General features: G+C 71.1%; 6 protein-coding genes. 3 read left to right on the forward strand and 3 right to left on the reverse strand.

Annotated features, from left to right (window positions below; genetic code table 11):
- Positions 1–696: 696 nt before the first annotated feature.
- From ACTEI_RS15540 to ACTEI_RS15550, 3 genes are all read right to left on the reverse strand, one after another.
- Positions 697–1,236 carry a dihydrofolate reductase family protein gene (locus tag ACTEI_RS15540; protein ID WP_122978323.1) on the reverse strand — a complete coding sequence of 180 codons (540 nt, stop codon included), beginning with the start codon at positions 1,234–1,236 and terminating at the stop codon, positions 697–699.
- A gap of 112 nt (positions 1,237–1,348) precedes the next feature.
- Positions 1,349–2,455 carry a sensor histidine kinase gene (locus tag ACTEI_RS15545; RefSeq protein ID WP_275412296.1) on the reverse strand — a complete coding sequence of 369 codons (1,107 nt, stop codon included), beginning with the start codon at positions 2,453–2,455 and terminating at the stop codon, positions 1,349–1,351.
- On the reverse strand, positions 2,448–3,128 hold the full coding sequence (locus tag ACTEI_RS15550; RefSeq protein ID WP_122978324.1) for a response regulator transcription factor: 681 nt from the start codon (positions 3,126–3,128) through the stop codon (positions 2,448–2,450). The genes ACTEI_RS15545 and ACTEI_RS15550 overlap by 8 nt, the downstream gene beginning before the upstream one ends.
- Positions 3,129–3,827: 699 nt before the next feature.
- Between ACTEI_RS15550 and ACTEI_RS15555 the strand changes: the two genes are divergently transcribed.
- The 3 genes from ACTEI_RS15555 to ACTEI_RS15565 all read left to right on the forward strand — a co-directional run bounded on the left by ACTEI_RS15555 (position 3,828) and on the right by ACTEI_RS15565 (position 15,072).
- Positions 3,828–5,168, forward strand: a complete 1,341-nt coding sequence (locus tag ACTEI_RS15555) for a glycosyltransferase (RefSeq protein ID WP_244940682.1) — start codon at positions 3,828–3,830, stop codon at positions 5,166–5,168.
- 491 nt (positions 5,169–5,659) lie between these two features.
- Complete coding sequence (locus ACTEI_RS15560) at positions 5,660–11,890, forward strand: non-ribosomal peptide synthetase (protein ID WP_122978326.1); 6,231 nt, start codon at positions 5,660–5,662, stop codon at positions 11,888–11,890.
- A gap of 68 nt (positions 11,891–11,958) precedes the next feature.
- Positions 11,959–15,072, forward strand: a complete 3,114-nt coding sequence (locus ACTEI_RS15565) for a non-ribosomal peptide synthetase (protein WP_164465969.1) — start codon at positions 11,959–11,961, stop codon at positions 15,070–15,072.
- Positions 15,073–15,074: the final 2 nt, after the last annotated feature.

Raw genomic sequence — 15,074 nt, forward strand, 5'->3', positions numbered from 1 at the left:
GGAAAGACCATCGTGACCCGGGGCGTGACGCTCCTTTCCGCCGGCGGCGGCTGCTGCCGGATCTTCTCCCGTCCCGGCCGCTGCCGTGCACACCGACCCGGGACCTGCTGCGAACGCCCGGCCGGCGTGACTCGGTGCGGGCGGGCCGGGGTCCTCGGCCGCGGTCCGCGGCAGCCGGGCGATTCCTGGCCGGTGTCGCTGTTGTGACGCTGGTCATGAGGGTGGGCGGGATCTGACGGTGCCCGGCACCGGCGGCTTGTCCCTGGCAGCGGCGCGCTCGCCGGAGGTGACCGGCTCGACACCGCGCCGGTCACCGGCCGGGTGGCAGAGCCCGTGCGTGTGCGGCGGCTACCTGACCAGGAGGGCAGGCAACCGCTGAGGCTCACCAGGGGAGGGACCGGCTCGGCGATCCGGATGTGTCGGACGATGCTCGTGCTCGGCCCGGCCGGCGGGAACCCTGCCTCACCCGGTGAGGCCTGCCCGAACTCGCTGCCGCTCTCCGCGCACACGGGCATCAAGACCCGGGGCCTGGACGGCCTGGAACAACGACGCGAACGCGCCCGGATGCGCTCCGAACTCCAACACCGATGGGGTCAGACCCCGGCACGGGCGGCGGCCCGACCAACACCGTCGAGGTTTCCGGTCAGAGCACCAGACGTCAGGGTGTCCGCTGCGCGCCGGCGCGGAGGGCTGCGCCTACTTTCGCACGCGGAAGCGCAGCATCGTGACGGCGCCGGACCGGGTGTTGCTGAGAGGTTCCAGGTCGATCCTGTCGAGGCTTGGGGGCGAGAAGCGGACACCGTCGCCGAGCAGCACCGGTACGACATACACCAGGATCTCGTCGACGAGCCCGCGCCGCAGGCACTGGGCGGCCACGTCAGCACCGAGGATTTCCAAGTTCTTGCCGCCCGCGGCGCTGCGTGCCGTGGCAACGGCTTCCTCGATGTCACAGCTGAGGAACGTGACGGCAGGGTCCGGCTCGTGGGGAGGCTCGTGCGTGAGGACGAACTGTGCTCCCCCGTCGTAGGGGGTGCCCTGGCCGGCCATACGCTTGGCGACCTCGTACGTGCCTCGGCCGATGAGCATGGCGCCCGTGGACGCCATAACCTCCGGGAACATGTCCCCAGTCAGGTATTCGAAGATCCAGTCCATCGCGTGGCCGGGACCGGCGATGAACCCGTCCAGCGACATCGCCCTGTTCACGACCACTTTGCCGGCGCCGCTCACATCGCTCATGCGTCTTCTCCAAGGATTTGGGAGCCGAGGGCCGGATGACAGTGCGGTTGCTGGGGAACGGATGCCGCCCGGCCCGGGACTCGGAACCCGACCGGGAGCCGCGGTGGGCGGTTCAGTTTCTCGGAGGCGTTGTCGCGGCTGGCAGCTGCACCGTGACGTGCAGGCCGCCTCCAGCGCGCGGGGCGGTGGTGAGTGTTCCGTCGTGCGCGTGGGCGATGCTCTTGACGATCGCCAGGCCGAGGCCGACACCTGCATGATCGTGGTGTATGCGCTCGGTGCCGCGCTGGAACGGTTCGGTGAGTGTCGAGACCAGCTGTGCGGAGAGCTGCTCGCCGGTGTTTTCCACGGTGAGGGTCACACTCTTGGGATGGACGCTGGTCGTGACCCACACGATGCGCTCTTCCGCCACGTTATGCACGATCGCGTTGTGCAAGAGGTTGATCGTCATTTGTAACAGCAGGGCACGTGAGCCGACGGTCGGGGTGATGTCGCCGGAGGCTTCGATGGTGACGCCGTGCTTCTCCGCCAGCGGTAGGAGCGTCTCGATGGCTTCTTCGACGTTCAGCGACAGGTCGACATACTCGCGCTTGAACGATCGCCGGTCGGCGCGGCTCAGCAGAAGCAGTGCCTCGGTGAGGTCGATTGCCCGGGTGTTGACGGTGTGAAGGCGACCGATGAGCTCGTGGGTGCTTCGTGCCGGGTCGGTGCGGGCGACGTCGAGAAGCGTTTTCGTGATCGCCAGCGGCGTACGCAGCTCGTGAGAGGCGTTGGCTGCGAATCTCTGGTGCTCGGCGATGTGTGCTTCGAGTCGCGTCAGCATGATGTCGAAGGCGTCGGCGAGCTCGCGGAACTCATCCTTGCGGCCATCCAACTCGATGCGGTGCGAGAGCGAACCGTTCGCGGCCATGCGGGTGGCCTCTGTGATGCGGGTCAGAGGAGCGAGCATCCGACCGGCCAGAAGCCACCCGCCGAGCAGGCCGAACACCAGTAGGAACAGCAGGACTCCGGCCGTCGCCGGGGCGAAGGCGTGCAAGACGATGGTCTTGATGGGCACGAGACCACGACTGCTCATCGCGGTGTCCGGTAGGCCGCGCAGGAGGTACACCCACACGGTGGCGAGCAACGAGGCGCCGGCGAGCATGAGGAAGCCGGCGTAGCTCAACGTGAGTTTGAGGCGCACGCTCAAGCCGGGGGCTCGGTCCACGGTCTCTTCACGCACGCCCGCTGCCTGGTTGCGTGGTTATGCGATACCCGACGCCGGGCACGGTGGCGATGATCTGGGGCTCGCCGAGCCGTTTGCGCAGGGCCGAAACGGTGATGCGGACGGCGTTGGTGAACGGGTCCGCGTTCTCGTCCCAAGCCCGTTCCAGCAGTTCCTCGGCGCTGACGACGCCGCCTTCGGCGGCTACGAGGACGGCGAGCACGGCGAACTGCTTCCGGGTCAGCGCGACGTAGCGGTCGTCGCGGTAGACCTCGCGGCGGAACGGGTCCAGTCGCAGGCCCGCGATCTCCCGTACAGGTGGCCTGCTGTAGGCGCGCCTGCGGTCGAGTGCCCTGAGCCTGAGCACGAGCTCCCGCAGTTCGAACGGCTTGGTGAGGTAGTCGTCGGCGCCGAGCTCGAACCCGGATGCTTTGTCGTCGAGCCGATCGGCAGCGGTGAGCATGAGGATGGGCATACCGCTCCGGGAGGCGACGATGCGTTCGGCGATCTGATCACCCGAGGTGCCGGGGATGTCGCGGTCGAGGATGACGATGTCGTAGGCGTTCACGCTCAGCATTTCCAGAGCGGTGTCACCGTCACCGGCGATGTCTGCCGCGATCGCTTCCAAACGGAGGCCATCCCGGATAGCCTCCGCCATGTAGGGTTCGTCCTCGACGATCAATACGCGCATGCGCTGATGTTACGAGCCGGCGCGTATTGTCGGCATACCGAAAATCGCATGCCTTGTAACGAGTCACGCTGCTGTGACTGAGGACGTGGGCGACACTGGACCAGCACGGGCGACCAGTCTACCGCATCCGGGCCCCGCCCCCGCCGCGGGCCCCGCCGGTCCGCCGGCCGTCATCATCCGATCCACCGGGGCCCCGAGCTGTCCGGGTGCCGCCGTCACCCCGGCGCGGGCGCCCGCCGATGGCGTCGCCCACGCTTCCTCCGCCCGAACGTGCTGCGGCACACCCCGATGCCGGTGGGGCGCCGGGTGAGACAGCGGCGGGCCGGGATCGCCGCCACGCCGACCCGTGAGCAGGGCTCCGGGACGATGCGGCCACGGCGCTGGTCACCACGGCCCGCCGTCGGCTCGTCCAACCGCCCGATCGAGCGGCTGGACATCACCGCACACCGCGATCTCACCGGCGCATGTATTTCCGAGGTGGCTCGGCGCCGCCTGGCCTGCGTCCGCGAGGCGACCATCCCCTCGCCGCGGCCACCGACCGTCAGCGGACGGCCATGACGAGCATTCGCCTGCTGGTTCCCCGGCGGCGCCGGCGATACCGATCAACCGCGTCCACCGTCGAAGGTGGCGGCGTTCTGTACGCCTTGCCTGATTGTGGGTAAGAATGGCGGCGGCCGCTGAAGCCCGCGACGCGACGCCGTGTTTGACGACCGGTCGGGCGATGGAGGATGCCGACTTCCCGCGTATTTCAGATGCGAATTCCTCGCCGCAGTACCCGCTTCGTTCAAAAGTTCGGCGGAGCCGTGTCGGCCGATACCTAGCAGGGAGCTGAAAGGCTCCGTGGAAAAGGATGTGAAAATGCGCGTGCTGTTTTCGTCCTACGGGACACGCGGAGATGTCGAGCCCCTGGTGGCATTGGCCGTGCGACTGCGGGAACTCGGTGCGGAGGTCCGGATGTGCGCGTCGCCGGACTACGTGGAGCGGCTGGCCGAGGTCGAAGTGCCGATGGTGCCGATCGGCCAGCCGGTGCGCGCGGGGGCCCGCAAGGGTGCAGCGCCTCCGGGGGCGCCCGAGGCCGTGGCCGAGGTGATCGCCGAGCAGTTCGACAGGGTCCCGCCGTTCGCCGAAGGGTGTGACGCGGTGGTGGCCAGCGGTCTGGTGTCCACCGCCGTCGCCGTGCGGTCGGTCGCCGAGAAGCTGGGCATCCACCACTACGCCTACGCCGTGCTCTCGCCGTCCTTTCTGCGCGCGCCCGGCGTGACCGACAGCCGGGACCTGCGGGCCCGGGCCAACCAGGGCGCCTATCGACAGTTCGGTGGCCCGCTCAACAGCCATCGGGCCGCGGTCGGCCTGCCGCCGGTGGAGAAGGTCATCGACTACGCCTTCACCGAGCGCCCCTGGTTGGCGGCGGACCCGGTCCTGGACCCGCTGCGGCCGACGGACCCGGACGTGGTGCAGACCGGCGCGTGGATCCTGCCCGACCAGCGGCCGTTGTCGGCGGAGTTGGAGGGGTTCTTGAGGGCTGGCTCGCCTCCGGTGTACGTGGGTTTCGGCAGTGGGCCGGCGCCTGCCGAGGCCGCGCGGGTGGCCATCGAGGCGGTTCGGGCTCAGGGCCGCCGGGTGGTGCTGTCCAGTGGTTGGGCCGGGTTGGGCCGGATCGACGAGGGGGATGACTGTCTGGTGGTGGGCGAGGTGAACCATCAGGTGCTGTTCGGCCGGGTGGCCGCCGTCGTCCACCACGGCGGGGCGGGCACGACGACCGCGGTGACCCGGGCGGGCGCTCCGCAGGTCGTGGTGCCCCAGAAGGCGGATCAGCCCTACTATGCCGGTCGGGTGGCTGACCTGGGTGTCGGCGTGGCGCATGACGGTCCGACCCCGACCGTCGAGTCCCTGTCCGCGGCGCTGGCCACGGCGTTGACCCCGGGGATCCGGGCGCGAGCGGCGGCGGTGGCCGGCACGATCCGCACCGACGGGACGACGGTGGCCGCGAAACTGCTCCTCGAGGCGATCAGCCGGCAGAGATCGTCGGTTCCCGCGTGAATCGCGCCGGGCCCGCCGAGCCGGCGTGTCGCTTGCCGGGCAGATCTCGCCAGGACCGGTCACCGCATAGGCGCTGACGGATGCGTCCGTCCAAGTGTCGACAACGTTCGCTTGGACGTCCTCGTGGACATCGGCTCTGTTCAGCATGATTGGGACCGCCGACCTCATGTGTCGGGTGAGAGGGGATGCCCCGTGGTCGTGATGCCGTCCGTCCGGAGGGTGACAAGGGTCGGCGTCGACCCCGATTCCGGGTCGTTCAGCATCCATCCCGGGACGTCACGCGGAGTGTTTTTCTTTCTCCGCCGGTACATCGGAAAGGTGGCGCTGTTTCCTTTTGTCGCCTTCCCGATATTGCTGATCGCGGTCGGAGCTGAATTGGTGCCGAAACAGGTCATCGACGGCGGCGTCCGCAGGACCGGTCGCGGCGGTGACGGGACCGCTCCGGGTCCGGACCGCCGGCCGGTGCGCCGGGTGGCTCTTGAAGGGGGACGATGAATTCCGCAGCGCAGGCCACATCGACGGTGCCGGAGCTGCTCGCCCGGCAGGTGACCCGGGCCCCCGATGCGGTGGCCGTGGTGGACCGGGACCGGGTTCTGACGTACCGGGAACTCGATGAGCTCGCGGGCCGGTTGTCCGGACGTCTGATCGGCCGGGGCGTCCGCCGCGGGGACCGCGTGGCGGTCCTGCTGGACCGTTCGGCGGACCTGGTGGTGACGCTGCTCGCGATCTGGAAGGCCGGGGCGGCGTATGTGCCGGTCGATGCCGGCTATCCCGCGCCGCGTGTGGCGTTCATGGTGGCGGACTCGGGAGCCTCCCGCATGGTGTGCTCGGCCGCGACGCGTGACGGCGTACCGGAGGGGATCGAGGCGATCGTCGTCACGGATGAGGAGGCGTTCGAGGCCTCGGCGGCCGGGGCGCGACCGGGAGATCTGGCGTACGTGATGTACACCTCCGGCTCGACCGGCATCCCGAAGGGCGTGGCGGTTCCGCATCGCAGCGTCGCGGAGCTGGCCGGGAATCCCGGCTGGGCGGTGGAGCCGGGCGACGCGGTCCTGATGCACGCGCCGTACGCCTTCGACGCGTCGCTGTTCGAGATCTGGGTGCCGCTGGTTTCCGGGGGCCGGGTGGTGATCGCCGAGCCGGGGCCGGTGGACGCCCGGCGCCTGCGGGAGGCGATCAGCTCCGGGGTGACCAGGGCGCATCTGACCGCCGGCAGCTTCCGCGCGGTGGCGGAGGAGTCGCCGGAGTCCTTCGCCGGGCTGCGCGAGGTGCTGACCGGCGGTGACGTGGTGCCGGCACACGCCGTGGCGCGGGTCCGCTCGGCCTGTCCCCGGGTGCGGATCCGGCACCTGTACGGCCCGACGGAGACGACGCTGTGCGCCACATGGCATCTTCTGGAGCCGGGGGACGAGATCGGCCCGGTGTTGCCGATCGGCCGTCCGCTCCCGGGCCGGCGCGCTCAGGTGCTCGACGCGTCGCTGCGGGCCGTGGCGCCGGGCGTGATCGGTGACCTGTACCTGTCCGGCGCCGGTCTGGCTGACGGCTACCTGCGCCGGGCAGGGCTGACAGCGGAGCGATTCGTGGCCGACCCGTCCGCGCCCGGGGCGAGGATGTACCGCACCGGCGACCTCGCGCAGTGGACCGCCGACGGTGCGTTGCTGTTCGCGGGCCGGGCCGACGACCAGGTGAAGGTTCGCGGCTTCCGGATCGAGCCGGCCGAGGTCGAGGCCGCGTTGACCGCGCAGCCGGGCGTCCACGAGGCCGTGGTCCGAGCGGTCGACGGGCGCCTGGTCGGCTATGTGGTGGCGGAGGGGGACGCGGAACCGGCTGTCCTGCGCGAGCGTGTCGGTGCGGTGCTGCCGGAGTACATGGTCCCGGCCGCGGTGATCACACTGGACGCGCTGCCGCTGACCGGCAACGGCAAGGTGGACCGGGCGGCTCTGCCGGCTCCGGTCTTCGCGGCGGACGCTCCGGGGCGCGAACCCGGCACCGAGGCGGAGCGCGTGCTGTGCGGGCTGCTGTCCGAGGTGCTCGGCCTGAACCGGGTCGGAGTCGACGAGAGCTTCTTCGAGCTGGGCGGAGACTCCATCGCGGCGATCCGGCTGGCGGCGCGTGCGTCCCGGGCGGGCCTGCTCGTGACGCCCGCCCAGATCTTCAAGGAGAGGACTGTCGCACGGCTGGCGGCCGTGGCGGGCGCTGTACCGGCCGGGCCACCCGTCGACCGCCCCCTCATCGCGCTGACCGCGGAGGAGGAGGTCGAGCTGGCGGCCGCCGTCCCGGGCGCGGTGGAGGTCTGGCCGCTGGCACCGCTGCAGGAGGGGTTGCTCTTCCAGTCGACCATCGACACCGAGGGCCTCGACATCTACCAGGCGCAGTGGATTCTCCAGCTGAACGCGCCGCTGGACGTGCGCCGGCTACGGGTCGCGTGGGAAGCGGTCTTCGCGCGGCACGCCGAGCTTCGAGTGAGCTTCGTCCGGCTGGCGTCCGGGAAGACGGTGCAGGCCGCCGCCGGGCACGTCGTCCTGCCGTGGCGGGAGGTGGATCTGACCGATGCGGGCGATGTCGACGCGGCCCTGCAGGAGCTGGCCGGGCGGGAGCAGGAACAGCGCTTCGACCTTGCCCGCGCGCCGTTGTTCCGGTTGGTGCTGGTCCGGTACGGCGAGGACCGGCACCGGCTGCTGGTCGTCCATCACCACATCCTGACCGACGGTTGGTCGGTGGCGGTCATCCTCAACGAGGTGGCCGAGGCCTATGCGGCCGGTGGGCGGCTGCCCGACCGGACGGGTCCGGTGTCCTATCGGAACTACCTGGCCTGGCTGGACCGGCAGGACAGGGAGGCGGCGCGCGCGGCCTGGCGGGCCGAGCTGTCCGGCCTCGACGAGCCCGTGCCGATCGCCAGGGCGGCCGCCGGGACCGGGTACGAATACCGTGTCGCGTTCCTGCCGGCGGATGTCTGCACGAGGCTGACGGCGTCGGTCCGTGACCACGGGCTGACGCTGAACACGGTGGTGCAGGGCGCGTGGGCGATGGTGCTGTCGCGACTTGTCCGGCGTACCGATGTGGTATTCGGCACCACGGTGGCCGTCCGTCCCGCGGAGCTCCCGGGCGTGGAGTCGATACCGGGCCTGATGATGAACACGGTGCCGGTCCGGGTGACGCTGGACGGTGGGCAATCGCTCCTCGACCTGCTCACCGGCCTGCAGCGGCGGCAGGCGGCCCTGATGCCGCACCAGCATCTGGGGCTGCCGGAGATCCAGAGGACGGCCGGGCCGGGCGCGACGTTCGACACGCTGCTGGTGTTCGAGAACTACCCGCGGGATTTCGCCGGCCAGTTCACCTACCTGGGCACGATCGAGGGGACGCACTATCCGCTCACCCTCGGCATCATCCCGGGAGAGCGTCTCAGGATCCAGCTCGCCTACCGGCACGGGCAGATCGAGGAGACCCTCGCCGCGTCGGTCCTGGACGGGTTCGTCGCAGCTCTCCGCGCGGTGGCCGCCGACCCGTCCGGGTTGGTGGGCCGGACCGGTGTGGGCCGCGGCCCGGTGCACGGCTTAGCCCCGGCACTGGTGGCGGCGGAGTCGCTGCCCGTGCTGGTGGGGCGGGTGGTGGAGCAGCGGTCGCACGAGGTGGCCGTGGTGGACGGCGACGGCGAACTGTCCTTCGGGCAGTTGTGGGACCAGGCGGTGGGCTTGGCGGACCTGCTGACGGCACGTGGAGTGGGACCCGAGTGCCGGGTGGGTGTGCTGGTGGGGCGGTCGGCGTGGTGGGTGGTCGGGATGCTGGGCGTCTCGCTGGCGGGTGGCGCCTTCGTCCCGGTGGATCCGGCGTACCCGGCCGAACGCATCCGGCTGATCCTGGCCGACGCCGATCCCGCGCTCGTGGTGTGTGCGGGGAAGACCCGCGAGGCGGTGCCCGCGGCGTTCGCGGATCGGCTGCTGGTGGTCGACGAGATGGATCTGACCGGGGGATCGGCGGCTCGATTGCCGCGGGTACGTCCGGGTGACGCGGCATATGTGATCTATACGTCGGGGTCGACGGGCAGGCCGAAGGGGGTCGTCGTCCCGCACGCGGGACTGGGGAACCTGGCGCTGGCGCAGATCGACCGGTTCGGTGTGTCGCCGTCGTCCCGGGTCCTGCAGTTCGCGGCGCTGGGCTTCGACGCGATGGTGTCGGAAGTGTTGATGGCGTTGCTGTCCGGGGCGCGGCTGGTGATGGCGCCGGAACACCAGCTGCCGCCGCGCGTGTCGCTGGCCGAGGCGCTGCAGCGGTGGGATGTCACGCACGTGACCGTTCCGCCGTCGGTGCTGGCCACGGCGGAGGCGTTGCCGGCCCGGCTGGAGACCGTGGTGGTGGCCGGGGAGGCATGTCCGCCAAGCCTGGCGGACCGCTGGTCGGCGGGTCTGCGGCTGGTCAATGCGTACGGGCCCACCGAGGCCACGGTGTGCGCGGCGATGAGCATGCCGCTGGTGGCGAGCCGGCCCGTGGTCCCGATCGGGACGCCGATCGCCGGGGGACGCTGCTATGTGCTGGACGCGTTCCTGCGGCCGCTGCCGCCGGGCCTCACCGGTGAGCTGTACGTGGCCGGGATCGGGCTGGCTCGCGGGTATCTGGGACGGGCCGCGTTGACGGCCGAGCGGTTCGTCGCCGACCCGTTCGTCCCGGGTGAGCGGATGTACCGGACCGGAGATCTGGCGTACCGGACCGGCGAGGGTGAGCTGGTGTTCGCCGGGCGTGCCGACGACCAGGTGAAGGTTCGTGGATTCCGGATCGAGCCCGGTGAGGTCGAGTCGGCCCTGTCCGGTCACCCCGGGGTTGCCCAAGCCGCGGTGATCGTGCGCGGTGACCGCCTACTGGCCTATGTGTCGCCGGCTGGCGTCGATCCGCAGGCGGTGCGCGAAGACCTCGCATCGCGGTTGCCGCCGTACATGGTGCCCGCGGTGGTGGTGCCGCTGGAGGCGTTGCCCACCACCCCGAACGGGAAGATCGACCGGGGCGCGCTGCCTGATCCCGACTTCGCGGCCGGGGCAGATGTCCGGGAGCCGCGCACCGAGGTCGAGCGGGCGTTGTGCGATCTCTTCGCCGAGGTGCTCGGTCTGGACCGGGTCGGCGTCACCGACAGCTTCTTCGAGGTGGGCGGCGACTCCATCACCTCGATGCAGTTGGTGGCACGGGCCCGGCGTGCGGGTCTGACGTTCGCCGCGCACGACGTGTTCGAGGAGCGGACCCCGGAGCGGCTCGCGCAGGTGGCGGCGCAGGCGCCGCGGCCGGAACGCGGCCACATGATCGGCGACGGTGTGGGCGAGGTGGCGCGGACGCCGGTCATGCGGTTGCTGGGCGATGCGGTGGTGGCCGCGGGATTCGCGCAGTGGGTCGTGGTCGCCGTGCCCGCAGGGCTCGGGGAGCGCGCGTTGGTGGCGGCGTTGACGGCGGTGGTGGACGCGCACGACATGCTGCGGGTGCGGGTGGACTCGGGGCGGTTGGTGGTGCGCGCCCGTGGGTCGGTCGATGTGGCCGGTGCGGTGGAGCGGGTCGAGGCCGACACCGGCGAGATCGACGAGGTGGCGCGTCGCTGTGCGGTGGCGGTGGCCGCACGGCTGGACCCCGCTGCCGGTGTGGTGGTGCGGGCGGCGTGGGTGGACGCCGGCCCGGATCGCTCCGGCCGCTTGGTGCTGGCCGCGCATCACCTGGCCGTCGACGGAGTGTCGTGGCGTGTTCTGGTACCGGACCTGCAGGCGGCGTGTGAGGCGGTGGCCGCCGGGCGGCAGCCGGCCCTGGAACCGGTGGGAGTGTCGTTCCGGCGGTGGGCGGACCTGTTGGGGCAGTGGGCGGTTTCGCCGGAGCGGGTGGGGGAGTTGGCGCGATGGCGGGCGGTGGTGGGTTCCGGGGACCGGCGGATCGGTGAGCCCGGCCCGTCCGCCGGGGCCGTGCGTTCCCGCTCGTGGGTGGTGTCGGGGTCACGGGCTCAGGTGCTGGTGGGACGCGCGCCGGTGGTGTTCTTCTGCGGGGTCCATGAGGTCGTGCTGGCCGGACTGGCGGGCGCGGTGGCACGGTGGCACGGCGGGGATGTGGTCCTGGTCGATGTCGAGGGTCACGGCCGTCACCCGGTGGGCGGACTGGACCTGTCCCGGACGGTGGGTTGGTTCACCAGCGTCCACCCGGTGCGGCTGGATGTCGCCGGCATCGACTGGGCGGGCGTGCTGGCCGGTGGACCGGCGGCCGGGGAGCTGTTGAAAAGGGTCAAGGAGCAGTCGCGGGCGGTGCCCGGCGACGGGCTCGGTTACGGGTTGCTGCGTTTTCTCAACGACGAGACGGGCCCGGTACTGGCGGCGTTGCCATCGCCGCAGATCGGATTCAACTTCATGGGACGGCATGTGGCCGGTGTGCGGGAGTGGCAGCCGGTCGGGGATGTGGGCGGCGCGCTGGGCCCGGGCGTCGGGTTGCCGCATGTCCTCGACGCCGACGCGGTGGTCGAGGACGGCCCCCGGGGCCCGCTGCTGAGGTTGGTGCTGAGCTGGCCGGACGGTGTGCTGCGGGAGGACGAGGTCGAGCGGCTGGGCCGCGGTTGGTCGGACATGTTGTCCGGACTGGCCGGCCAGGCAGATGATCCGTCGGCGGGGGGACACACCGCGTCCGATTTCGACCTCCTCGACCTGGACCAGGACGAGATCGAGAACTTCGAAGCAATAGCGGCCGAATTCGGTGGAGGTCAGGAATCGTGACAACTCCGACTACGTCCCCAGGATCGGCGCTCGCGGAGGTCTGGCCGCTGTCACCGATGCAGGAGGGGATGCTCTACCATGCCTCGTTCGACGACGCGGCCCCCGACATCTACGTCATCCAGCAATCGCAGATCATCGACGGCCCTCTGGACACCGAGCGATTCCGGAGGTCCTGGGAGGTCCTTCTCCACCGGCACGCGGCGCTGCGAGCGAGTTTCCACCGCCGGAAGTCCGGTGAGACCGTCCAGCTGATCCCCCGTGAGGTCCGGCTTCCCTGGGCCGAACGTGACCTGTCCGGCCTGCCCGAGAAGGCGGCGCTGGCCGAGGTGGGCGAGATCGCGGCGAAGGAGCGCGCCGAAAGGTTCGACCTCACGAAGCCTCCCCTGCTGCGGTTGATGCTGATCCGCCTCGGCCCGCAGCGGCACTGTCTGGTGACCACGAGCCATCACCTGCTCATGGACGGGTGGTCGCGGGCCATCCTGGAATCGGAGCTGCTCCATGTCTACGCGTCCGGTGGCACCGTCTCGGGGCTGCCGCCCGCCGGCTCGTACCGTCACTATCTGTCATGGTTGGGTCGGCAGGACCGGGAGGCCGCCCGATCGGCATGGCGCGCGGAGCTGTCCGGCGCCGACGGATCCGCGCTCGGAATCGCGGAGCGGCCAGGGAAGGCTCCGGAGCTGCCGGCACGCGAGGTGCTCCGCCATTCACCGGAGTTCACGTCCGCTCTCGTGGACTTCGCCCGCCGCCACGGGTTGACGCTCAACACGCTGGTGCAGGGCGCCTGGGCGGTGGTGCTGGCCCGATTGGCGCGCCGCACGGACGTGGTGTTCGGCGCGACGGTGTCGGGACGCCCCGCGGAGCTGCCCGGCGTGGAACAGCTTGTGGGCCTGTTCATCAACACCGTGCCGGTGCGAGTCCGGCTGGACGCCGGGCAGCCGGTCCTGGAGATGTTGACGGAGCTGCAGAAACGGCAGTCCGCGCTGATCTCGCATCAGCATCTCGGATTGCCGGAGATCCAGAAGCTCGGCGGGGCGAGTTTCGACACGATCGTCGTCTTCGAAAACTATGTCGATCCGGCCGCGGCGCCGGATTCTCCGCGCGGCCTGCGCCTGACCCTGCGAGAGTTCCACCAGGCGTCGCCGTATGCGATCACGCTGGGAGTGATGCCGGGCGAGAGCCTCGAGACCGACGTGCAGTATCCCCCGGAGACGCTCGATGCCCGGATCGCCGAGGAAGCCCTGTACGGGCTGGCCCGCGTCCTGGAACAGATCATCGCCGAGCCGGGAGCGGCGGTGGGCCGCCTCGACGTGGTGAGTGCGGCCGGCCGGCAGCTGACCGTCGAGCGGTGGAACGAGACCGGCGACGCGGTGGACGCGCCGTCCCCGGTCGATCTCTTCCGCCGGCAGGTGCGGCGGGCACCCGACGCGACGGCCGTGACGGCCGGGGACCGGGCCTGGTCGTTCAAGGAGCTCGACGAATGGTCCGGCCGGCTGGCGCGGGCCCTGACGGATCGGGGTGTCCGGCGCGGCGACCGGGTCGGGGTGATGCTGGAGCGGTCGGCCGAGGTGCTGGCGGCATGGCTCGGGGTGTGGAAGGCGGGAGCCGCGTTCGTGCCGGTCGATCCGGGCTACCCGGCGGACCGGGTGGAGTTCATGCTGGCCGACTCCGCGGTCGCGGCGGTGCTGTGCCGGGAGTCGACCGCGGGTGCGGTGCCGGCGGGTCACGAGCTGATCGACATGGACCGGGTCGGCGAGGGCGTGGCCGCGCCGGTCGCGATCGGAGCCGACGATCTGGCGTACGTCATGTACACGTCCGGATCCACCGGCAAGCCCAAGGGCGTGGCCGTCGCGCACGGGGGTGTGGCGGCATTGGCCGGTGATCCGGTCTGGGAGGTGGGGGCCGGCGACGCGGTGCTGATGCACGCTCCGCACACCTTCGACGCGTCGCTCTACGACGTGTGGGTGCCGCTGGTCTCCGGCGCGCGGGTGATGCTCGCCGAGCCGGGCGTGGTCGACGCGCAGCGGCTCGCCGCACACGTGGCGGATGGTCTCACCGCGGTGAACTTCACCGCCGGTCAGTTCCGGGCGCTGGCACAGGAGTCGCCGGAATCCTTCGCCGGACTGCGCGACGTGCTCGCGGGTGGAGACGTGGTGCCGCTCGGCGCGGTGGAGCGGGTCCGGCAGGCGTGCCCCGGGCTACGGGTCTGGCACACGTACGGCCCGACGGAGACCACGCTGTGCGCGACGTGGAAGAAGATCGAGCCGGGTGACCGGCTGGGCTCGACGCTGCCGATCGGCCGGCCGCTGCCGGGCCGTCGGCTGTACGTGCTGGACGTCTTCCTGCGTCCGCTGCCGCCGGGCGTCGCGGGTGATCTCTACATCGCGGGCGCCGGCGTGGCCCAGGGCTACCTCGGGCGTCCGGCGCTGACCGCCGAGCGGTTCGTCGCCGACCCGTTCGCCGCGGGCGAGCGGATGTACCGGACCGGGGACGTGGCGTACTGGACCGGTGACGGCGAGCTGGTGTTCGCCGGGCGCGCCGACAACCAGGTCAAGATCCGTGGCTATCGGGTGGAACCGGGCGAGATCGAGACGGTGCTGGCCGAGCAGCCGGGCGTCGACCAGGCGGTGGTGCTGGCCCGCGACGGCCGTTTGATCGGCTACGTGGTGCCCGGCGGCGAGGTGGATCCGGTACGGCTGCGCGAGCGGGTCGCCCGGGTGTTGCCGGAGTACATGGTCCCGGCGGCGGTGATGGTCCTGGACGCCCTGCCGGTGACTCCGAACGGGAAGCTGGACCGGGAGGCTCTGCCGGATCCGGACTTCAGCCGACGCGTCTCCGGCCGGGAGCCGCGTACCGGGGTCGAGCGGGCGCTGTGCGGTCTCTTCGCCGAGGTGCTGGGTCTGGAACGGGTCGGGGTCGACGACAGCTTCTTCGAACTCGGCGGAGATTCGATCACCTCGATGCAGCTCGCCGCACGCGCCCGCCGCGACGGGATGGCCTTCGGCGCGCGAGAGGTGTTCCAGCACCGGACGCCGGCCGGGATCGCGGCGATCGTCGATTCCGGGAACGAGCCGGCGGCCGGTGGCGACGGCGAGGCGACGTGGACGCCGGTGCGGCGGTTCGGCCTCGTCGACCTGGACCAGCAGGAGGTCGAAGAACTCGAGTCCGAGTTCGGCGACCGTTGAGC

The organism is Actinoplanes teichomyceticus ATCC 31121 (genome assembly GCF_003711105.1).
Classification (GTDB): domain Bacteria; phylum Actinomycetota; class Actinomycetes; order Mycobacteriales; family Micromonosporaceae; genus Actinoplanes; species Actinoplanes teichomyceticus.